The 19607-nt window shown below is 68.0% G+C and carries 27 protein-coding genes; 9 read left to right on the plus strand and 18 right to left on the minus strand.

The window, feature by feature from the left end:
* Positions 1–45: 45 nt before the first annotated feature.
* From ftsX to OG876_RS04465, 4 genes are all read right to left on the minus strand, one after another.
* Complete coding sequence (gene ftsX, locus OG876_RS04450) at positions 46–957, minus strand: permease-like cell division protein FtsX (RefSeq protein ID WP_328523460.1); 912 nt, start codon at positions 955–957, stop codon at positions 46–48.
* 43 nt (positions 958–1000) lie between these two features.
* The gene (gene ftsE / locus OG876_RS04455; RefSeq protein WP_328523461.1) at positions 1001–1690 is read right to left on the minus strand and encodes a cell division ATP-binding protein FtsE; all 690 of its coding nucleotides are present in this window, start codon (positions 1688–1690) and stop codon (positions 1001–1003) included.
* A 185-nt stretch (positions 1691–1875) separates the two neighbouring features.
* The gene (locus OG876_RS04460; protein ID WP_328523462.1) at positions 1876–2040 is read right to left on the minus strand and encodes a hypothetical protein; all 165 of its coding nucleotides are present in this window, start codon (positions 2038–2040) and stop codon (positions 1876–1878) included.
* On the minus strand, positions 2033–2413 hold the full coding sequence (locus OG876_RS04465; protein ID WP_328523463.1) for a hypothetical protein: 381 nt from the start codon (positions 2411–2413) through the stop codon (positions 2033–2035). The genes OG876_RS04460 and OG876_RS04465 overlap by 8 nt, the downstream gene beginning before the upstream one ends.
* Before the next feature lie 97 nt (positions 2414–2510).
* Here OG876_RS04465 and OG876_RS04470 point away from each other — a divergent pair, with 97 nt between their 5' ends.
* A complete protein-coding gene (locus tag OG876_RS04470; protein ID WP_328523464.1) occupies positions 2511–3581 on the plus strand; it encodes a carbohydrate kinase family protein in 1071 nt (356 codons plus the stop codon).
* Here OG876_RS04470 and OG876_RS04475 read toward each other — a convergent pair.
* From OG876_RS04475 to OG876_RS04485, 3 genes are all read right to left on the minus strand, one after another.
* The gene (locus OG876_RS04475) at positions 3549–4727 is read right to left on the minus strand and encodes an MFS transporter (protein ID WP_328523465.1); all 1179 of its coding nucleotides are present in this window, start codon (positions 4725–4727) and stop codon (positions 3549–3551) included. The two genes, OG876_RS04470 and OG876_RS04475, sit on opposite strands and share 33 nt — an antisense overlap.
* 144 nt (positions 4728–4871) lie before the next feature.
* Positions 4872–5309, minus strand: coding sequence for a PIN domain-containing protein (locus OG876_RS04480; protein WP_328523466.1), 438 nt, complete (start codon positions 5307–5309; stop codon positions 4872–4874).
* On the minus strand, positions 5306–5515 hold the full coding sequence (locus OG876_RS04485; RefSeq protein ID WP_328523467.1) for a type II toxin-antitoxin system VapB family antitoxin: 210 nt from the start codon (positions 5513–5515) through the stop codon (positions 5306–5308). The genes OG876_RS04480 and OG876_RS04485 overlap by 4 nt, the downstream gene beginning before the upstream one ends.
* Positions 5516–5695: 180 nt before the next feature.
* Between OG876_RS04485 and OG876_RS04490 the strand changes: the two genes are divergently transcribed.
* From OG876_RS04490 to OG876_RS04500, 3 genes are all read left to right on the plus strand, one after another.
* The gene (locus tag OG876_RS04490; protein ID WP_328523468.1) at positions 5696–5914 is read left to right on the plus strand and encodes a hypothetical protein; all 219 of its coding nucleotides are present in this window, start codon (positions 5696–5698) and stop codon (positions 5912–5914) included.
* 2 nt (positions 5915–5916) lie between these two features.
* Complete coding sequence (locus tag OG876_RS04495) at positions 5917–6960, plus strand: ABC transporter substrate-binding protein (RefSeq protein WP_328523469.1); 1044 nt, start codon at positions 5917–5919, stop codon at positions 6958–6960.
* A 616-nt stretch (positions 6961–7576) separates the two neighbouring features.
* Positions 7577–7990 carry a cytidine deaminase family protein gene (locus tag OG876_RS04500; protein ID WP_328523470.1) on the plus strand — a complete coding sequence of 138 codons (414 nt, stop codon included), beginning with the start codon at positions 7577–7579 and terminating at the stop codon, positions 7988–7990.
* Positions 7991–8038: 48 nt separating this feature from the next.
* On the opposite strand, the gene OG876_RS04505 is transcribed toward OG876_RS04500, so the two are convergent.
* The 4 genes from OG876_RS04505 to OG876_RS04520 all read right to left on the minus strand — a co-directional run bounded on the left by OG876_RS04505 (position 8039) and on the right by OG876_RS04520 (position 9671).
* A complete protein-coding gene (locus OG876_RS04505) occupies positions 8039–8368 on the minus strand; it encodes a helix-turn-helix domain-containing protein (RefSeq protein ID WP_328523471.1) in 330 nt (109 codons plus the stop codon).
* Positions 8369–8370: 2 nt separating this feature from the next.
* Positions 8371–8694 carry a type II toxin-antitoxin system RelE/ParE family toxin gene (locus OG876_RS04510; protein WP_442914159.1) on the minus strand — a complete coding sequence of 108 codons (324 nt, stop codon included), beginning with the start codon at positions 8692–8694 and terminating at the stop codon, positions 8371–8373.
* A gap of 25 nt (positions 8695–8719) precedes the next feature.
* Positions 8720–9052: a YciI family protein gene (locus tag OG876_RS04515; protein WP_328523473.1), complete on the minus strand. Its 333-nt coding sequence runs from the start codon at positions 9050–9052 to the stop codon at positions 8720–8722.
* A gap of 217 nt (positions 9053–9269) precedes the next feature.
* Entirely contained in the window at positions 9270–9671 is a 402-nt protein-coding gene (locus OG876_RS04520) for a VOC family protein (RefSeq protein WP_328523474.1), read from the minus strand.
* A 29-nt stretch (positions 9672–9700) separates the two neighbouring features.
* Between OG876_RS04520 and OG876_RS04525 the strand changes: the two genes are divergently transcribed.
* Positions 9701–10246, plus strand: coding sequence for a winged helix-turn-helix transcriptional regulator (locus OG876_RS04525; protein WP_328523475.1), 546 nt, complete (start codon positions 9701–9703; stop codon positions 10244–10246).
* Here OG876_RS04525 and OG876_RS04530 read toward each other — a convergent pair.
* The 5 genes from OG876_RS04530 to OG876_RS04550 form a co-directional block, all read right to left on the minus strand.
* Positions 10230–11222, minus strand: a complete 993-nt coding sequence (locus OG876_RS04530; protein WP_328523476.1) for a TIGR03842 family LLM class F420-dependent oxidoreductase — start codon at positions 11220–11222, stop codon at positions 10230–10232. The two genes, OG876_RS04525 and OG876_RS04530, sit on opposite strands and share 17 nt — an antisense overlap.
* Before the next feature lie 9 nt (positions 11223–11231).
* On the minus strand, positions 11232–12638 hold the full coding sequence (gene hydA, locus OG876_RS04535) for a dihydropyrimidinase (RefSeq protein WP_328523477.1): 1407 nt from the start codon (positions 12636–12638) through the stop codon (positions 11232–11234).
* Between the two features lie 74 nt (positions 12639–12712).
* The gene (locus OG876_RS04540; RefSeq protein WP_328523478.1) at positions 12713–13555 is read right to left on the minus strand and encodes a nitrilase-related carbon-nitrogen hydrolase; all 843 of its coding nucleotides are present in this window, start codon (positions 13553–13555) and stop codon (positions 12713–12715) included.
* A 79-nt stretch (positions 13556–13634) separates the two neighbouring features.
* Complete coding sequence (locus OG876_RS04545; RefSeq protein ID WP_328523479.1) at positions 13635–14312, minus strand: PhzF family phenazine biosynthesis protein; 678 nt, start codon at positions 14310–14312, stop codon at positions 13635–13637.
* 2 nt (positions 14313–14314) lie between these two features.
* A complete protein-coding gene (locus OG876_RS04550; protein ID WP_328523480.1) occupies positions 14315–14497 on the minus strand; it encodes a hypothetical protein in 183 nt (60 codons plus the stop codon).
* Between the two features lie 83 nt (positions 14498–14580).
* Between OG876_RS04550 and OG876_RS04555 the strand changes: the two genes are divergently transcribed.
* Both OG876_RS04555 and OG876_RS04560 read left to right on the plus strand, forming a co-directional pair.
* Complete coding sequence (locus OG876_RS04555; protein WP_328523481.1) at positions 14581–15000, plus strand: SRPBCC family protein; 420 nt, start codon at positions 14581–14583, stop codon at positions 14998–15000.
* Positions 15001–15014: 14 nt separating this feature from the next.
* On the plus strand, positions 15015–15545 hold the full coding sequence (locus OG876_RS04560) for a TetR/AcrR family transcriptional regulator (RefSeq protein WP_328523482.1): 531 nt from the start codon (positions 15015–15017) through the stop codon (positions 15543–15545).
* On the opposite strand, the gene OG876_RS04565 is transcribed toward OG876_RS04560, so the two are convergent.
* Positions 15526–16728, minus strand: a complete 1203-nt coding sequence (locus tag OG876_RS04565; protein WP_328523483.1) for a serpin family protein — start codon at positions 16726–16728, stop codon at positions 15526–15528. The genes OG876_RS04560 and OG876_RS04565 overlap by 20 nt on opposite strands.
* Before the next feature lie 107 nt (positions 16729–16835).
* On the opposite strand from OG876_RS04565, the gene OG876_RS04570 reads away from it, so the two are divergent.
* Together OG876_RS04570 and OG876_RS04575 are read left to right on the plus strand one after the other, a co-directional pair.
* Positions 16836–17837, plus strand: a complete 1002-nt coding sequence (locus OG876_RS04570) for a permease (RefSeq protein WP_328523484.1) — start codon at positions 16836–16838, stop codon at positions 17835–17837.
* Entirely contained in the window at positions 17834–18538 is a 705-nt protein-coding gene (locus tag OG876_RS04575) for a TIGR03943 family putative permease subunit (protein ID WP_328523485.1), read from the plus strand. Before OG876_RS04570 ends, OG876_RS04575 begins: the two co-directional genes overlap by 4 nt.
* Here the strand turns inward: OG876_RS04575 and OG876_RS04580 are convergent.
* On the minus strand, positions 18529–19584 hold the full coding sequence (locus tag OG876_RS04580) for a serpin family protein (protein ID WP_328523486.1): 1056 nt from the start codon (positions 19582–19584) through the stop codon (positions 18529–18531). The genes OG876_RS04575 and OG876_RS04580 overlap by 10 nt on opposite strands.
* Positions 19585–19607 lie beyond the last annotated feature (23 nt).

Consider the following 19607-nt stretch of genomic DNA (forward strand, 5'->3'; position numbering starts at 1 on the left):
GAGTTACTGCTGTGACTCCTGATACTGCACGATAAGTCACCCGGGTCAGACTTTGAGGTATTTCCGCGTTGTCAGGAATGTCGGGACCACGGCCAGGATCAGGCCGACCACGACCATGATCAGCGTGGCCCGGAAGGTTTCGCTCGCGCCGACCCACTGCCAGACCCGGAAGGTCTCCTGGGCCCGCTGCATCACCACGAAGTAGACGCCGACCCACAAGGTACCGCAGGCAAGGACCGCGCCGATCAGGGCCGCCAGCACCGCCTCGAGCAGGAACGGCAGCTGGATATAGAAGTTCGACGCGCCCACCAGGCGCATGATGCCGATCTCCCGTCTCCGCGCGTACGCCGCCAATCGGATCGTGTTCGAGATCTGCATCAGCGCGGCGACCAGCAGCAGCCCCGCGGCGACCAGCGCGCCGACTTGCAACCCGTTGAGTGCCTTGAACAACGGATCGAGGTACTGGCGCAGGTCCTGGACCGTGTCGACGCCGGGCAGGCCGGCGACCGCGCTGACCAGGTTCTGATAGCGCTGTGGATCGCGCAGTTTGACCCGGAAGGACTCCTGCATCTGGTCCTCGGTGACCGTGCTGACGATCGGCGAGTCCTTGTACAGCTTCTTGAACGAGTCGAACGCTTCCTTCTTCGACTCCGAGAACACCCCGTCGGGCGCGGTGTCCGGGTTCGCCGAGATCACCTGCTGGATCCGGTTCTTCTGCTCCTGCGTCACCTCGGCGCCGGTGCAGCCGCGGCCGCCGGAGTCCTTGGTGCACAAGAAGACCGAGATCTGGATCTTGTCGTACCAGTTCCCCTTCATCAGGTCGACCTGCTCGCGGGCGAGCAGCGCGCTGCCGAACAGCGACAGCGAGACCCAGATGGTGACGACGACCGCGATCGTCATCGAGAGGTTCCGCTTCAGCCCGATGCCGAGGTCGGAGAGGATGTAGTTCAAGCGCATTCTTCAGTCAGTCCCTGTGTCAGCCCGGTGACAGGCAGCCGTCTCAGTGCTGGTAGCCGTAGACGCCGCGCGACTCGTCGCGGACGACATGACCGTTCTCCAGCTCGATCACGCGCTTGCGCATCTGGTCGACGATCGACACGTCGTGAGTGGCCATCACGACGGTCGTTCCGGTCCGGTTGATCCGGTCCAGCAGCTTCATGATGCCGACCGACGTCCCCGGGTCGAGGTTTCCGGTCGGCTCGTCGGCGATCAGGATCATCGGCCGGTTCACGAACGCGCGGGCGATCGCCACCCGCTGCTGCTCGCCGCCGGACAGCTCGTCCGGCATCCGGTCCTCCTTGCCGTCCAGGCCGACCAGCTCCAGCACCTCGGGCACCGTCTTGCGGATGTGCGAACGGGGCTTGCCGATCACCTGCAGCGCGAACGCCACGTTCTCCGCGACGGTCTTGTTCGGCAGCAGCCGGAAGTCCTGGAACACGGTTCCGATCTGCCGCCGCATCTGCGGGATCCGCCAGCTGGCCAGCCGGTTCAGATCCTTGCCGGCGACCATGATGTGACCCTTGGTCGTCCGGTGCTCACGCAGGACCAGGCGAAGGAACGTCGACTTGCCGGACCCGGAGGTGCCGACCAGGAAGACGAACTCGCCCTTCTCGATCTCGACGTTGACGTTCAGCAGAGCGGCCTTGGACTGGCCCTCGTACGTCTTGGACACATTCTCGAAGCGGATCACGGGATCATCCGGCCGTGGTCGGGAACAGGGAGCGACGCGACGGTAACCACGTTGTGCACCGTACGCCACCGGAGCGGCCGTCGATCAGTGTAGGTGCTCCACGGCGTGCCGCCGACCTGACGGGCCGGTCCGTACGCGCGCGTCCGATAGACGGTGCACGACGTACGGCGGGCTGACGCCTCGGATCAGGCGGTAGCCGGGGACTCCCCGTTCCCGTTGTCAGGGCGGGCGTCGGCGATGCGGGCGACGCCCGGCTCGGGTTTGCGGCCGGCGCGGCGGGCTGCCTCGACGTGCAACCGGGCCAACTCGACGAGCTGACGCGAGACCTTCACGGTCCTCTTCTCAGCCATGCTCACCGTCTCCCTCGACGACCTCGATGTCCGCATCCGCAATATCAGCGTACGCGGCCAGGCCGACCCGGTCGATCGCGACGGAGCCGGTCAGCGCGGCGACCAGCTCGTAGTCCTCGGGTTGTAACAGCTCGGAACGCATCAGCGAACGCAGCGTGACCACGCCCGCGTCCGTCCCCGCGTCCGTGCCCTCGAGGATCTGCTCGACCGCCCACCGGACCATTCGCATGGTCTCCTCGCGATGCCGCCAGGTGTTCAGCTCGCGATCCGACTTGCGGACCATGTACGAACCCAGCGCGACGCCACCGAGGACGAGCAACGGACTGAGGGCGGCCATGATGACACCCACCACCGCGATCCACGTCGGAATCACGGACACACCCTGGCACTCATCCAGCCTCCCAATTCCGTGGTGCTGACCGGTCGATGATGCTACGAAGGAGCATTCCACCGGCCACCGACAGAACAGCATGACAAGGAGCAGTGTCATCGTGATGGACGAGTCCGACGCCTACGACGTGTTCGTGCAGGGGACTGTGTTCCTCGACATCGTCATGACCGGTCTGGAGTCCGCGCCGACCACCGGGACCGAGATCTTCGCCGAGGGGATGGGATCGTGCCCCGGCGGCGTCGCGAACTTCGCCATCGCGGCCGCGCGGCTCGGCCTGAAGAGCGGCCTGGCCGCGGTCTTCGGCGACGACGTGTACGCCGACTTCTGCTGGCGGACCCTGGCCGACCAGGAGGGGGTGGACCTGTCCCACTCCCGCCGGATCGGCCACTGGCACTCCCCGGTGACGGTGTCGATGTCGATCGACCGGGACCGGGCCATGGTCACCCACGCCCACGAGGCCCCCGGCGATCCGAGCAAACTGGTCGGTCCCGGCCTGAACACCCGCTCGGCGATCGTCCCGGTCGCCGACGAACTGCCCGACTGGACCATCGAGGCGATGCAGTCCGGCACCCTGCTGTTCGGCGACGTCGGCTGGGACCCGACCGACGAGTGGTCGCCCGCGGTGCTCGACGTACTCGAGGGCTTTCACGCCTTCACGCCGAACGCGACCGAAGCGATGGCCTACACCCGCACCGACACGCCGAAGGCCGCGCTGCACAAGCTGGCCGAGCGTGTCCCGCTGGCGGTCGTCACCAACGGCGCGGACGGCGTACTCGCGATCGACTCCGCGACCGGCGAAGAAGAGCAGGTGCCGGCCCTGCCGGTCCGTTCCTACGACCCGACCGGCGCCGGCGACGTCTTCCTCGCCTCGCTCGTCCTCGGGACGCTCCGTGGCTGGCCGCTCGCGCACCGACTCGCCTTCGGCAATCTCTGCGCCGGACTGTCCGTCCAGCACTTCGGTGGCTCGCTCGCGGCCCCCGGCTGGGGCGACATCATCGACTGGGTCCGCGACCACAGCCGCCACCGGCCCGGCGGCGTCGATCCCGACATCCTCCGGCACTACACCTTCATCGGCGACGTCCTTCCCGAAGGTCCCGTCCCGATCGTCCGCCGAGCCTCAGCCACCATCGCCCGCCTGTCGGACGCCTGAAACCCACACGATCGCAGCGACGAGGGCAAGCAGTACGCCGCCCGCGAGGAATCCGTGCGACGGCGTGGTCCGCTGGATCAGCAGCCCGGCCACCGCGGAGCCGCCCGACGAGCCGAGGTTGTTGGCGGTGTTGATCCACGTGCTGGCCTCGGTGCGCTGGTGCGGCGGAGTGACGTTGTCCGCAGCCAGGTAGGACACCACGAAGAGCGGCGCCACGGCGACACCGGCCGCACCCATCACAACTCCGAGCACGAGCAGATTGGTCGCGAACGAGGCCGCGAGCAGACCGGCAGCCAGTACGGCGATCAGTCCGCCGAGGTGAGTCGACCACGAGCGGGTGTGGCTGCGACGAGCCCACAGCAGCCCACCGGTGACACTGCCGAGCCCGATCGCGGCCTCGACGTACCCCGCCGCGCCGGGACGGCCCGCGCGCTGAGCGACTCCGGCCACGCAGAGGTAGGCGAGGCTGACCCCGGACGCCGTGACCATGATGACGACCAGAATCCGTCGCAGGCCCGGGATGACCAGCGGTCCCAGCGGATGGCGCGTCGCTGGTGCCACAGTGGTGTGTCGCGTGACCGGACTGGTCACCATGGCGAAGGTGCCGACGATCATCAGGCCCGCGGAGCAGCCGAGCGCGGCGGGCGCGGACGCCACACTGATCAGCGCACCGGCGAGCAACGGACCGCCGAGGAAGAGGCATTCCTCGCTGACCGCATCCAACGCATAGGCCCTTTCTTTCAGGGCCGATCCGTCGGTGAGGAGTCGCCAGTTGGACCGCATCGACGGTCCCAGCGGAGGTGCGAGCAGTCCTGCCGCAGCCACGAGTACGAGGTTGCTCGTCGTACTCGCAATGACAAGCAGAGCGGCGGAACAGCCGACGGCGAGGGGCGGGAGTACCCGGCGCTGGCTGAAGCGGTCGACGAGCCGCGCCTTGTAGGGCATGGACAGCGACGCGAGCCCGAAGATCGCGACGGCGGCACCCGCCGTGGCGAAGGAGTTGGTGGACTGCTGGACGGTGAAAAGCAACGACAGCGGGAGCAGACCGTACGACAACCGGCCGAGCAGCGCCGGCACGAACGTGCGCAGCGCCAACGGCAACAACAGCACATCACGGTAGCTCCCGGCACGAACTGTGCCGGACAAGAGAACACTCCTGGAGATCGACGACGCCCCACCGGACGCCGCACCACGAATTCGGCCTCAACCGCGCAAACCCCGCGCAGGAGCGATCCCTAGTCACAGAAGCAGAACATGCCGGTCAGCATACGACAACGACGGCGGAGCGGGTCAGTCCAACGTTCCCCGAGGGGACACCCAGAGTTGAGGTTGGCCGGTGAGGTCGGAGATGTGTTCGAAGTCGGCGTCGTAGTGCAGGACGATGGCTCCATGCTGCTCGGCTACCGCGGCGGTGAGCAGATCGATCACCCCAGCGGCTCGATGATGGCCGCGAGCGGCCATCCGCACTTGCACCTCACGGGCACGCTCGGCGATGGATTCGGTGATGGGCAGGTTGACGTACAACGACCGCCTTCGCTCGGCAATCGCCTTCACTCCGGACAGATCACGCCCCGAGTAGCCGGCTTCGAGATCGACGGTGACGCAGGTCGCCGCCGCTCGGTCGACGATCAACCCGGCGATGACCGACCGGACGGAGGGATGCTTCGACCGGGCCTGCGCAGAGGTGTCGACCAGGTACAACTTTCCTACTGCGGAGACCGTGCTCAACGGCGCGCCCCGCGCATGATGTCCGGGTCGTCGATGTCCGGTCCGACGCCGAGCGCGTACGGGTCGTCGAGCAGTGCCTCGATGCGTTCGCGTCGTCTGGCCACGAACTCGAGGGCGGCGTTCACGGTGTCCTTCTTCGTCACCGTTCCCAACTCCTTCGCGGCCAGCGCCAGGGCCTCGTCATCCAGATCGATCATCGTCTTCATGTATACGACGATATGTTCTCGTATATATAGCTGGATATACCACCGCGAGCAACTTGACCGGATCGTTGCAGCCCAATGTCTCTCCGGCGGACTGGAATTGCCGCCGCCCGACACCACGCCGGCCATAGGGGCTGGGGTGGTGCGCGGGCTGTGGGACTGCGCGGGATGGAGGTACGGCGGATGGCTGCGGTTACCAGGCGGCGGTTGCTGGCGATGGGTGGCGGGCTGGCGGCGATGGCGGTGGCTGGGTGTGGATCGAACACCGGGCGGTCGGACGCAGGGCCAGGCGGCTCGTCGGGAGACAAGCCGGCGTTGGCGCAGTGGTATCACCAGTACGGCGAAGCCGGGACGCAGCAGGCGGTCGAGAGGTACGCGAGGCCTACCCGGACGCGACTGTGACCGTGCAGTGGTCGCCAGGTGACTACGACAAGAAGATGTCGACCGCGCTGCTCACCGACCAGGGTCCGGACGTGTTCGAGTCCGTCAACGGGCCGACCATCGACATGATCAAGGCCAACCAGGTGGTCGAGCTGACCGATCTGCTCGGTGACGCCAAGTCCGACTTCACGCCATCGCTGATCGACCGGATGACCTACCAGGGCAAGCTGTACGCGGTCCCGCAGCTCACCGACATGCAGCTGCTCGTCTACCGCAAGAGCCTGCTCAGCGCGGCCGGCGTCCAGCCACCGGAGACCGTCGACGATCTGCTCGCGGCCGCTCGCAAGCTGACGACCGACAAGGTGAAGGGCCTGTTCGTCGGCAATGACGGCGGCGTCGGCGTCCTCGGCGGACCGGCGCTGTGGTCGGCCGGGCTGGACTACCTGACCGAGGACAACCAGTTCGGCTTCGACGACCCGGCCGCGATCGAGTCGCTGCGCAAGCTGCGCGAGCTGTTCACCTCGAAGACTCTGTTGCTCGGGGCACCGACCGACTGGTCCGACCCGTCCGCGTTCACGCAGGGCCTGACGGCGATGCAGTTCACCGGCCTGTGGACCCTGCCGGCCATCCAGAAGGCGTTCCCCGACGACTTCGGCGTACTCCCGTGGCCGAAGCTGAACGCGACCACGGGCAAGCCGAGTGTCCCGGTCGGCGCCTACGGTTCGTGTGTGAACGCCAGGTCGAAGAACGTCGACGCGGCGAAGAAGTTCGTCAAGTGGCTGTGGGTCGACCAGCTCGACTTCGCGCAGTCGTACGGCTTCCACATCCCCGCCCGCACGAGCCTGGCCGCGAAGGCGGACAAGCTGAAGTCCGGGCCGGCCGCCGACGCGGTCAGGTTCGTCAACGAGAACGGCCACGCGCAGACGCCGATCCTCTGGTCGCCGAGGTCCAGTACGGCGTACTCCGACGCACTGAACCGAATCATCCGCAGCGGCGCCGACCCGGCCACCGAGCTCAAGACCGTCAAGACCGTGGTGGAGGCCGAACTGAAGCGGATCGCCGGCTGACGGACCGGCATCCCGCCTTCCGAGAACCGGCGCGGTCCCGCGGTCCCGGGCTTCCCCGCCAACGCCCCGGGCAGGGCTAGCGAGCTCGGACAGGGATAACGGTCGTCCTGTCGTTCCCGTCGGTGCGTCCCCCGCCCCAATCCATCCCAGCCGACACCACCCAACCCGGCTGCCCGGCTGCCACGCGTCGTCGAGAGCGGTCACTTTGTGTACCAGATCCGTACGGCGACGGCCTCGGCGTACGGATCTGGTGCACAAAGTCGACATCGCCGTCGTCCACAGCCTCGATCCATTCCGGGGTGGGGGCAGTGGAGCGCACGGAGGCGACCACGGCGCGGGGGGTCGGTTCGGGTCGGCGGTGCGGATCTGCGCCACTCACCAAGCAGGCACCGTCCTGGCCGGTCACGCTCAGACCTGCGCCGGTGATGACGTGGCGGTGGGGTTGGTCAGTGGCTCAGGTCCACGCCTGCAACGATCCGGGCAGACCGGTCTCGACACCGCAAGGACCGGTCGGCCACGGAAACGACACAAGAGCTGGAATAACTTGTCCGGTGTCGCCAGTACCTGCACCAGGTCCGTCAACTGGTCGGGGTGATAGGCGTGACAGGGTAAAGGGATGATCACTGTGCACCCCCTGACCGACGACGACCGCGAGCTGATCGAGCTGGCCCGCCGGACCGTGGACGCGAACACCGACGGACCGGACGGCGTCTACACGATGGGCGCCGCCGTACGCGGTGTGGACGGCCGGATGTACGCCGGGATCAACCTCTACCACTTCACCGGCGGCCCCTGCGCCGAACTGGTCGCCCTCGGCCGTGCCCGCGCGGAAGGCGCCCGCGAACTCACCACGATCGTGGCCGTAGGCAACGAAGGCCGCGGCGTGGTCGGCCCCTGCGGACGCGACCGCCAGATCCTCGTCGACTACCACCCGACCATCCGCGTCATCCTGCCGACCCCCGACGGCCCCGGCTCAGTCCTCGCCACCGACCTACTCCCAGGCCCCTACCGCTGGACCCCCAACCCGTAGAACCTTCCGCCTTGGCGGACAAGCTTGCCGACGGGCTCCACGGCGGCGTCAGGCGACCTTCCAGGTCCTGTCGCCGAGGGTTGCGACCAGGTCCACGGTGCCACCGAGGGCAGTCACGTACGCACGAATGACCTCGATCCCCGAGATCTCACCGTTCTCGATCTTCGAGATGCGCGCCTGCGAGACATGCAGCAACTCCGCGAGACCCGCTTGGGTAACCCCTGCCGCCTTGCGCATCTCGGCGAGCTGATGCCCACGAATGTAGGACTCCCGGCGCTCACGGGCCACATCCTTGCCCGCGGCGCGCTCGGCGGCGGTGCGCGGATCGGCGGCGCGTGCCCTGGCCTTGACGTCTTTCCAGTCGGCGTAGTCGTTCATCCTCAGCCCTCCTCCTTCAGCGCGATCAGGTGCTCGGCGAACCGCTCGTCCGCCAGCGGAACAGCCGTCCGGTACCAACTCTCCCACCGACCCGACTTGTCGCCTGCCACCAGAATGATGGCTTCCCGGGCCGGATCGAACGCAAAGAGCATCCGGATCTCACTCTGCCCCGTCGACGGCGGTCGCAACTCCTTCATGTTCTGGAACCGGCTGCCCTTGACTCGGTCGACCAGTGGCCGGCCGGCGGTCGGCCCTTCGTCGACCAACTGATCGATCGCATCCTCGATGAGGTCGCCTGTCTCTGGCTCACTCTCGCAGATGGCCAGGTACCACGTCTCGACCTCTGAGTGGTCAGGCCAGGTGGATTTCGCCGGTGCGGAACCACCAGGTGATTGGTTCGGCCTCGAGGAGGCCTGCTTGGACGGCTGGGTCGTCGGCGGCGTGGCGGCGGGCTTCTTCGATGTCGGTTCGGTAGACGCACAGGCCGCGGAGGGTCTCGTCGGTGTGGTCGCGGAACGGGCCGGCCGCGCCCATCACGCCTTCCTTGCGGAGTCTGTCGAGGAAGGCGAGGTGAGCTTCCTGGACCCGGTCCTGCTCGTCGTCGGGCAGAACCGGCGGCTCGGCCGGGCGGCGGAGCAGGACGAGGGTCAGGCTCTCCATCCCCGGCCGCGGCGGCGTGCTCACGACTCCTCGCCGGTCGGCCGGGTGCTAACGACCGGGCCGTCGGACGGCCGGCTCGCGGCCCCCTTGCCGGCGGGCGGGCGGCGGCTCACGACTCCCTGACCGTTGAACGCGCGGGTGCTCACGACTCCATGGCCGGCGGGCGGGCGGCGGCTCACGACTCCCTGACCGTTGAACGCGCGGGTGCTCACGACTCCATGGCCGGCGGGCGGACGGGGGCTCATGACTCCCTGGCCGTTGGGCGGGGTACTTCGACTAGGCGTTGGGCGAGCATGAAGGTGTTGCCGTCGGGGTCGTAGAACGTGGCGAGGCGCACCTCGTCCGCGATCTGCCGGGTCTCGCCGTCGAAGCGTGTCCCGAGCGACTCGAGGTGCGCGCGGGCCTTGTCGATGTCGTGGACGCCGAACGTGACGACGACCCCGCCGTCGGTCTTCGGCTTCTCGGTCTGGCCGATCCCGATCGAGATCCCGGGTAGCGGCGTACTCAGCTCGGCCCAGCCCCAGGACTCGAGCCGGTGGACGACCTCGAATCCCAGCGCCTGCTCGTACCACCGGAGCGACTGCTCCAGATCGGCGACCTCCAGCGCGCAGACCGCGCGCCCGTCGTACTCGATCCCACTCATGGTCCTGTTTTTATACTAAGCTTACTTTCGTGTCAACGCTGGCGACCCTGGTCCACCTCCGCTGGGCCGTCCCGGTGCTCGCCGAACTGCACCGCGGCTACGGCGGGCGCTTCGTGAACCTGACCCACAACCTCGGCGTCGGCCGCGAGTCCCTCAGCCGGACGCTCGCTTTCCTGACCGAGGCCGGCCTCATCCGGCGCAACCCCGGACACGGTCACCCGCTGCGACCGGAGTACCTGCTGACCGAGGCAGGGGCGCAACTCGCCGAGCCTGCCGCCGCGCTGACGGACCTGCTGCACGAGCTCGGCGCAAGCGAGGTCGGCCTGAAGAAGTGGTCCCTGCCGATCCTCGTGCTGCTCACGGCCGGCGACCGCCGCTTCTCCGAGCTTCGCAACTCCCTGCCCGGCACCTCGAACCGCGCGCTGACCCTGGCCTTGAAGGACCTCGAGTCCGCCGACCTGGTCACCCGGACCGTGACCACGGGCTACCCGCCCACGACGTCGTACGGCGCGACGCAGACCGGACTGCGGTTGGCACACGCAGCCGAGCAGCTCCAGCTCAGAACGCCGGGATGATGTCCTTGCCGTAGGCGGCCAACGTCTCTTCCTTCGCGTCGTGCTGCAGGTACACCGCGAACTGGTCGACGCCGAGCGCCTTCAGCTCTTCCAGCCGGGCCAGGTGATTCTCGACCGGGCCGAGGATGCAGAACCGGTCGACGACCTCGTCCGGGACGAAGGCGGTGTGGGTGTTGCCCGCGCGCCCGTGTTCCTTGTAGTCGTAGCCCTTGCGGCCCTCGATGTAGTCCGTCAGCGCCCGCGGTACGGCGCCCGTCGTCCCATAGCGCTCCACGATGTCGGCCACGTGATTGCCGACCATCCCGCCGAACCACCGGGTCTGCTCGCGCTGATGGTCCAGGTCGTCCCCGACGTACGCCGGTGCCGCGACGCAGAACTTGATCGCCGCCGGATCACGGCCGGCCTGCTCGGCAGAACGCCGTACGGCGGTGATCATCCACTCGGCGATATCGGGGTCGGCCAGCTGCAGGATGTAGCCGTCGCCGACCTCGCCGGTCGCGGCCAGCGCCTTCGGTCCGTACGCCGCGACCCAGACGTCCAGCGCACCATGGTCGACCCAGGCGAACTTGAGCTGCTGGCCGCGGTAGTCGACCGTCTCGCCGCGGGCCAGCGAGCGGACGATCTCGACGCACTGCTTCAGCTCGTCGATCGTGCCGGGTTTGGCGCCGAGTGTGCGCAGCGCGGAGTCGCCACGGCCGATGCCGCAGATCGTCCGGTTGCCGAACATCTCGTTCAAGGTGGCGAACTGGGACGCGATCACGGTCCAGTCCCGGGTGCCCGGGTTCGTCACCATCGGACCGACGATCACGCGCTGCGTCGTGGCCAGGATCTGGCTGTAGATGACGAACGGCTCCTGCCAGAGCAGGTGCGAGTCGAACGTCCAGACGTAGCCGAACCCGGCGTCCTCGGCCTTCCGCGCCAGGTCCACGACCGTGGACGCGGGCGGATCACACTGGAACACCACTCCGAAGTCCACGGTCTCCCCCTACATCAGGTACGACGACAGGCCACGCTTCAGGAACTTCCCCCGGCCCTTGCGGCCATGGTAGTTGCCGTCAGCCACGATCACCTCGCCGCGCGAGATCACGGTGCCCACCCTCCCCTGGATCTCGACGCCTTCGTACGCCGAGTAGTCCATGTTCATGTGATGCGTCTCGACACCGATCCGCGTCGTACCGTCGGGGTCGTACACGACCAGGTCGGCGTCCGAGCCGGGCTGGACGATCCCCTTCTGCGGGTAGAGCCCGAACATCCGGGCCGGCGTGGTGGAGATCGTCTCGACCCAGCGCTCCAACGAGAGCTTGCCGTCCACGACACCTTGGTAGATGAGGTCGACGCGGTGCTCGACGCCGCCGATCCCGTTCGGGATCTTGGAGAAGTCGCCGACGCCCAGCTCCTTCTGATCCTTCATGCAGAACGGGCAGTGGTCGGTCGACACGATCGCGAGATCGTTGCTCCGCAGGCCTTTCCACAGATCCTTGGCATGCGATTCGTGCTTGCTGCGCAACGGAGTCGAGCACACCCATTTGGCGCCCTCGAAGCCGGGCGCGCCGAGCTGGTCCTCCAGCGTCAGATAGAGGTACTGCGGGCAGGTCTCGGCGAACACGTTCCGGCCGTTGTCGCGCGCCTGCGCGACGGCCTCCAGGGCTCCGCTCGCCGACAGGTGGACGATGTAGAGCGGGCAGTCCTGGGCGACCTCCGCCAGCGCGATCGCCCGGCTGGTCGCCTCGGTCTCCAGCGCCGGCGGACGCGTGATGCCGTGATAGACCGGATCGGTCTCGCCGCGAGCCAGCGCCTGCTGCACGAGGACGTCGATCGCGATGCCGTTCTCCGCGTGCATCATGATCATCGCGCCGTTCTCCCGCGCGGTCTGCATCGCCCGCAGGATCTGGCCGTCGTCGGAGTAGAAGACACCCGGGTAGGCCATGAACAGCTTGAAGCTGGTGATGCCCTCGTCGGCGACCAACTGGTCCATCGCCTTCAGAGCGTCCGTGTCGACCCCGCCGAGGATCATGTGGAACGCGTAGTCGATGTGACAGTTGCCTTCGGCCTTGGTGTGCCAGGCGGCGAGTCCGTCCTGCACCACTTCACCGGTCCGCTGGACGGCGAAGTCGATGATGGTCGTCGTACCGCCCCAGGCCGCCGCCCGGGTCCCGGTGTCGAAGGTGTCACTCGCCGCGGTGCCGCCGAACGGCAGCTCCATATGCGTGTGCGCGTCGATCCCGCCCGGGATCACGTACTTGCCGGTGGCATCGATCACCTCGTCCGCGGTGACCGTCGGGGTGAACGACGGGTCCAGCACGGCAACGATCTTCTCGCCCTCGACCAGGACATCTGCGACCCGCGTCCCGGTCGGTCCGATGACAGTTCCACCCTTGACCAGCAAAGACATCTATGCCACTCCCCTTTGAGCGGTAAGAAAGGAAAAAGAGGTTGGTTATGAGGTCCCCTTCGAGCGCTTGTGATCTAGGGCTTCGTCAGGTCTCCGTAGGCGTCCGGGCGGCGGTCGCGGTAGAACTGCCAGCGGTCGCGGACCGTGTCCAGCAGCCCGAGGTCCAGGTCGCGGACGATCAGTTCCGGATCGTGGTCGTGGCCGACGTCCCCGACGAACTTCCCCTCCGGGTCGACGAAGTACGACGTACCGTAGAAGTCGTTGTCACCGAAGTCGGACTCGATCCCGACCCGGTTGATCGCGCCGATGAAGTACTCGTTGGCCACCGCACTCGCGGGCTGCTCCAGCTTCCAGAGGTACGCCGAGAGCCCACGGCTGGTCGCGGACGGGTTGAACACGATCTTCGCGCCGGCCAGGCCGAGCGCGCGCCAGCCCTCCGGGAAGTGCCGGTCGTAGCAGATGTAGACGCCGATCCGGCCGACCGCGGTGTCGAAGATCGGGTAGCCGAGGTTCCCCGGGCGGAAGTAGAACTTCTCCCAGAATCCCTTCACCTGCGGGATGTGGTTCTTCCGGTACTTGCCCAGGTACTTGCCGTCGGCATCGATGACGGCGGCGGTGTTGTACAGCACGCCCGGCTGCTCCTGCTCGTACACCGGGAGCACCATTACCATCCCGAGTTCCTTGGCCAGCGCGGCGAACCGCTCGGTCGTCGGCCCCGGCACGGACTCGGCGTACTCGTAGTACTCGGTGTCCTGGAGCTGGCAGAAGTACGGCCCGTAGAACAGTTCCTGGAAACAGATCACCCGCGCTCCGGCGGCCGCCGCCTGCCGCGCGTACTCCTCGTGCGCCTTGATCATGGACTCTTTGTCGCCGGTCCACGACGTCTGCACCAGCGCCGCCCTGACAACCTCAGCCACCAGAACCTCCCCAACTAGCCGAGCACCCATCCTTCATCCGCTCCCCCACACCCGTCAACGGATGCCGGATTCCGGGCGGTCAGATCGTGATGGTGCGCGGCTCGGTGGGGTGGACGTGGCCGCCTACGGTGGCGTGGGTGGGGGGATCGTAGGTGGTGTGGAGGTGGGAGCCGGCGCCTTGGACGACCAGGAGGTTGCGGGCCAGGTGGGCGGTCAGCTGGGTGACGGCGGACCCGGTTGCTTCGTCTTCTTCGATTCCCATGGCGGGGGCGAAGGCCCGGGCCCGGATGATGCCGTTGGGTTCGTCTTGCCAGGACCAGATGAAGGTGTGGCCGGCCGAGTAGGACGTGGGGGTGGCGGCGAGGACGTCCTCGGGGGTCGGCAGTTGGCGCCAATCCCAGTCACTGCCCCAGGTGGTGTTGGCACGGACTGAGACCAGGTCGCCGTCGCGCGTGACGGGGATGTCGCCGGCGGGGACGCGGAGGGTGTCGACGGGGTGGCCCTGGGAGTGGAGCCACCAGGCGACGCCGACGGTGGGGTGACCGGCGAAGGGCATTTCGGTGGTGCCGGAGAAGATCCGGATCGTGCCGGTTGCCACGTCGTCGACGTACACGGTCTCGCTCAAGCCCAGCGCGGCGGCGACGCGCAGCCGGTCCGCGGGCGGGACGAGGGCGCCGTCGACGATGCCGAGCGGGTTGCCGAACCGGCCGTCGGGGTCGGTGAAGACCCTGACGACCGCGACCTGAACTTCGGTCAAGTTCAGAAAACGGCGATCGCGGCAATGACGGCGATCAGGACCACCGCGGCGCCGACGACGGCCAGGACGCGGCCGTTCAGCTTGGGTTCGGCGGTGGCCTCGGTCTGGCCCTCGTTGACGAAGGCGCGGAACATCTGCGTGTTCGCGCCCGGGTCCTGCTCGTTCTGCACGTTCTGGTCAGCCATGGCCCCAGACCCTACCTGGCCCCCGCGGACACCGGACGAATGCCTCTGGAAGCCTGACGAAGACCTGATGTACCATTTGGTACATGCGCTTCGATCATTCCAGTACGATTCAGGCCCCACCCGAGCGGGTGTGGCAGGTGTTCAGCGACGTCGAGCGGTGGCCCGAGTGGACCCCGACCGTCGATTCGGTCGAGCGGCTCGACGCCGGCCGGATCCACATCGGCGCCAAGACCCGCATCCGCCAGCCGAAGCTTCCGGTCGCGATCTGGGAGGTGACGGAACTCAAAGAGGGCGAGTTCTTCGAGTGGGTCTCCAAGGCTCCCGGCATCAAGACCACCGGCGTCCACCGGGTCACCAGTACGCCGGAAGGCACGGTGGCGACCGCGACGATCATCCAGGAGGGCCCGCTCGGCTGGCTCTTCGGCAGGCTGTACGCCGGTCTCACCAAGCGATACATCGCCACCGAGACGGAGAAGCTGAAGCAGGTCAGCGAAGCCCAGTGAGCCGGCAAAGCCTCTTGACGGATGCCGTTGAGCACTTTGCGAAGAACGGCATCGGAGACGCCAGCCTGCGGAGCATCGCCGGCTCGATCGGCACCAGCCACCGGATGCTGATCTACCACTTCGGCTCCCGGGAGGGACTGCTCGCCGAGGTGGTCCGCACCGTCGAGCAGCAACAACGCGACCTGCTTGCCACGCTCAGCCGGACCGACCGGCCGATCGCGGAGCAGGCCGACGAGTTCTGGCGCCGCGTCACCGAGGCGGCGCTGATCTACGGCCCACTGTTCTTCGAACTGAGCGCCCACGCGATGCAGGACCTTCCGCACACCGAGGCACTCAAGGGCGACCTGATCAGCGTCTGGCTGCCGCCCCTCATCGATTTGTGCGTCCGAGCGGGCATCCCGCCCGACGAGGCACCGGCGTACGCGCGGCTCGGTCTGGCAGCCTCACGCGGCCTGCTGTTCGACCTGCTCCTCACCGGCGACCGCGTGGGCGTCGACGAGGCGTCCGCGCTGCTCAACCGGCTGTTCAGTCTCCCGGCACAGTAGGTGTCGCGATCCAGCCGGCCACGATCGGCAGGCGTGACTCCCGCAGTACGGCGGCGAACGCGAACGGCTGGTCCAGCGCGACCTCGAGCCGACGCGCCTGCCGCGTCGGCATCGAGGTCCGCATCAGCGCCATCGACGTGACGGCCGCGGCCTCGAACCCGGTCGCGTAGAACCGCGCGAGCACCTTCTGCTTGGCCTGCCCAACCGCGAGCGGCGTCGGACTGATCGCACTGAAGTGACCGTGCTCGCCCGGATCCGTGGTGACCGCGCTGAGCCCGAACAGCTCACGCAACGCCAGCAGATCGTGCTCCGCCTCGACGTTGAACGCGGGCAACGTCAGCTTCAGATCCTGTCGCAGCGCCGTGGTCTGCCCGACCTTCACCCCAGGCGCGAGCTGCGTGCCGGGCTGACCCTGGTCGATCAGCTGACTTCCGGATACGCCGTCAGCCGGGCGAGCCGCGGCCGCGAGCAGACCCGTTAGTACGTCGGCCTGCCCACCCGAGCCGACTCCGAGCAGGACGTCGACATCCGCGTCGCCGCGCACCGTGATCACGGTCAGGTCGTTGTCGTAGCGCCGTACGGCGTCGAGGTCGTTGTCGACGCGCTCCAGCCAATGCCACGAGCCGCCGGACCACGGACCGTCGTACACGCGCTTGATCTGCTCGGTGAACGGGCGGACCCAGGTGGTGCGCAGCGACAGGGCCGACGCGAGGACGAGCATGACGTCAGGGGTGATCTCGAGCGGCATCTCGCGGATCAGGTCGTTGGTGTGCTGCGCGGCCCAGGCGTCCAGCTTCGGCTTGTCGACCGCGGACTTCCCGGTGAGCATGCCGACCAGAGGGGCCGGCAGCACGCTGTCGAACGACTCGGCGAGCTTGAGGTGCTCGCTCACCCACACGGCCAGCGCCGCATGGAGATCGGCCGACCCGTCGATCGCCTGGATCAGTGCCAGCGCCTGCGCGGACCCCTGGTCAGCGGGTAGACCGGCGGCTGCGGCGAGCTCGGCGCGGCCTGGTTCGTCGGCGGCCGTCGCCAGGATCGCGAGCAGCGGCCAGAGGCCGAGCCCCGACACGACGGTGTTCGATTCCTTCCCCGCCCCACCACTCCGGTCGTTGCCCGCTGGGAGTTCGCGAGCCCAGCGGGTGGTGAGGTCGTTGACTGCGCGCACCACGTCGGCATCCATACTCTCCACCCTGCCACATGAGTATTCACCGGAATGACGCTGATTTTCATTTTACCTGTGCTGCGAGTGGTCGTTCGGATGCGCTGCGTTGTGTCAGGATTCCGCCCATGAGCACGCCGGTCGACGTCTCGGAGCAGACGCAGAAGGAGTCCTCCGGGGCCTCGCTCGCCTTCACCGCGACGCTGGTTCTGCTGGTCGGGCTGGCGTTGTTCGGGCGGCGGATCTTCAACGGATTCTTCACCGACGACGGGATCCGGACCTGGGCGACGATGTTCGTCGGGGTCACGGTGCAGGCGCTGCCGTTCCTGGTGCTCGGGGTCCTGTTGTCGGCGGCGCTGACCGCGTTCGTCCCGGCGTCGTTCTTCGCGAAGGCGCTGCCCAAGCACCCGGCTCTCGCGGTCCCGGTCGCCAGTGCGTCCGGCGTCGTACTGCCCGGCTGCGAATGCGCGTCGGTGCCGGTCTCGGCGGCGTTGATGAATCGGGGCGTCACGCCGGCCGCGGCGATCGCGTTCCTGTTGTCCGCGCCGGCGATCAACCCCGTCGTACTCGCGTCGACCGCGGTCGCGTTTCCCGGTCAGCCGAAGGTGGTGGTCGCGCGGGCGGTGACCTCGCTCGGGGTCTCGATGATCCTCGGCTGGCTGTGGTTGCTGACCGGCAGGGGCGGGTCGTGGCTGAAGATGCCGAAGAACCGGCATGCGGACGACGCCAGCAGGTTCGAGGTGTTCCGGTCGTCGATGCTGCACGACTTCCTGCATGCCGGTGGGTTCCTGGTCGTCGGCGCCGCGGCCGCGGCCACACTCAACGTGGCCGTCCCGCGCACCTGGCTCGACCACGTCGCCGGGAGCTTGCTGTTGTCCGTGCTCATCCTCGGGCTGCTCGCCGTACTGCTGGCGATCTGCTCGGAGGCGGATGCGTTCGTGGCGGCGAGCCTGACGCAGTTCTCGTTGACGGCGCGGCTCGCGTTCATGGTGGTCGGGCCGATCGTGGACGTGAAACTGATCGCGCTGCAGACCGGGACGTTCGGGCCGAAGTTCGCCGTCCGCTTCGCGCCGGCCACCTTCGTGGTCGCCGTACTCGCCAGTCTCGTCGTCGGGTGGTGGTTGCTGTGAAGCGCAGTGTCGCCGGCCTGGTGGTCGTGTTCGTCGGCGCCGCGGTGGTGCAACTCGCGACCTCGGGTGTCTACCTGCGCTACGTGAAGCCCGGCATGCGCTGGATGCTGCTCGCGGCCGGCCTGATCCTGATCGTGCTCGCGGTCGTCGACGTACTCGCGGACACCCGCAGGACGGAGCCGGCCGACGACGGGCATGGTCACCACGGTCTGCCCAGAGCCGCCTGGTTGCTGCTCATCCCGATCTTCGCGCTGCTCGTCGTCGACCCGCCCGCCCTCGGCGCGGACGCGGCCCGGCGCCAGTCCCCGGTCGCCGCGAAAGCGGCCGATCCGACGAGCAACTCCTGGCTCGCCGGCAACACCCAGGGCGATGCACCCGTCGCGCTGGCGGTCCGGGACTACGCCGTCTGGGCGGTCTGGGAGCGGGACAGCATGAAGGGCCGCGCGTTCCAGCTGACCGGTTTCGTCACCCCGGCCAAGAACGGCACCTGGTACGTGACCCGCATCGGCCTGACCTGTTGCGTCGCCGACGGTACGGCGTTCATGGTCGAGGCCCGCGGCCAGACCGCCCCGCCGAAGAACCAGTGGGTCACTGTGACCGGCGAATGGGCCGAACCCTCCAAACGCCCCGACGGCGACGTCGCCGCCCTCACCATCAACACCGTCAAACCAGTCACCGCCCCGGCGAACCCCTACGAGTAGTTCACCCAGCCGGCTACGACTGGTACTCCGGTTGGGCGGTGGAGGGCGATGAAGCCGAAGGGTCGTTCCAAGGAGATGAGTAGGGCCTTGGCGCCTGGAGTTGGGGCGGATCCGGCGGCCATCGCCATTGCAGTGACGGCGGCTGCCTCGAAGCCGGTGGCGGAGAAGCGTGCCATGACGGCCTGTTTGGCCTGGTCGACGGCGAGGGGCTGCGGACTCAGCCCAGGGAAATGTCCTTGGCTGTTGTCCATCGCCGCTCGCAGACCGAACACCTCGGGATGCTCGAGCAGATCGTGCTCCGCGTCGACCTCGAAGTACGGCAGCGACAGGATGACGCTCGGCACCGGCGACATCGACTCGATCACCTCCAGGGCCGGCGCGGACCGTTCACGAGCCAGCAACTCCGACCCACTCACCCCGTCCCCGCTCAGCTCGAGCGCGGCCGCGAGTACGGCGCCCCTCCCGGCCTCACCCGCCACCAGGCGTACGTCGAACTCCCCGGTGCCGACGACCGTCACGACGGTGAGCGGACCGGCCGGACTCTCGAACACGCGAACCGTGTCCAGGTCATAGTCGGTCCGGCTCAACCACCGACGCTCCCCGCGCGGGTACTCAGTGAACGGCAGCGCCCACTTGGTCCTCAATGCCAACGCGGACGCCAGCACCAGAAGCACATCCGGGTTGAGCTCGATCGGCATCCGCCGTACGAGACCGTCGGTGTGCTCGACCACCCACGCGTCCAGCGCAGCCTGATCCGTCAACGTGCCCCGGACCTCCGGCGGCAGGAATCGATCCACGCCCGGCTGCAACTCGATCTCCGGTCGCGTCCACAGGCCCAGGGCCATCCGGAGTTCGGGCGTCTGCAGGAGACCGCCGTACCGTCCACCGGCGGCTTCGGCGAGCTCGGTGCGCGCGGGGTCGTCGGCGAGCTCGGCGAGGATCGCGAGGAGCGGCTGCACTCCGAGGCCGGAGACGACGGTGCTGCCCTCGCCGGGGAGGTTCTCGATCCAGCGTGCGGTCAGCCGGCTGACTTGGTGAGCGTCCACTCACACATCCTGGCGCACGGACG

Source organism: Kribbella sp. NBC_00359, assembly GCF_036097425.1.
Lineage (GTDB): Bacteria > Actinomycetota > Actinomycetes > Propionibacteriales > Kribbellaceae > Kribbella.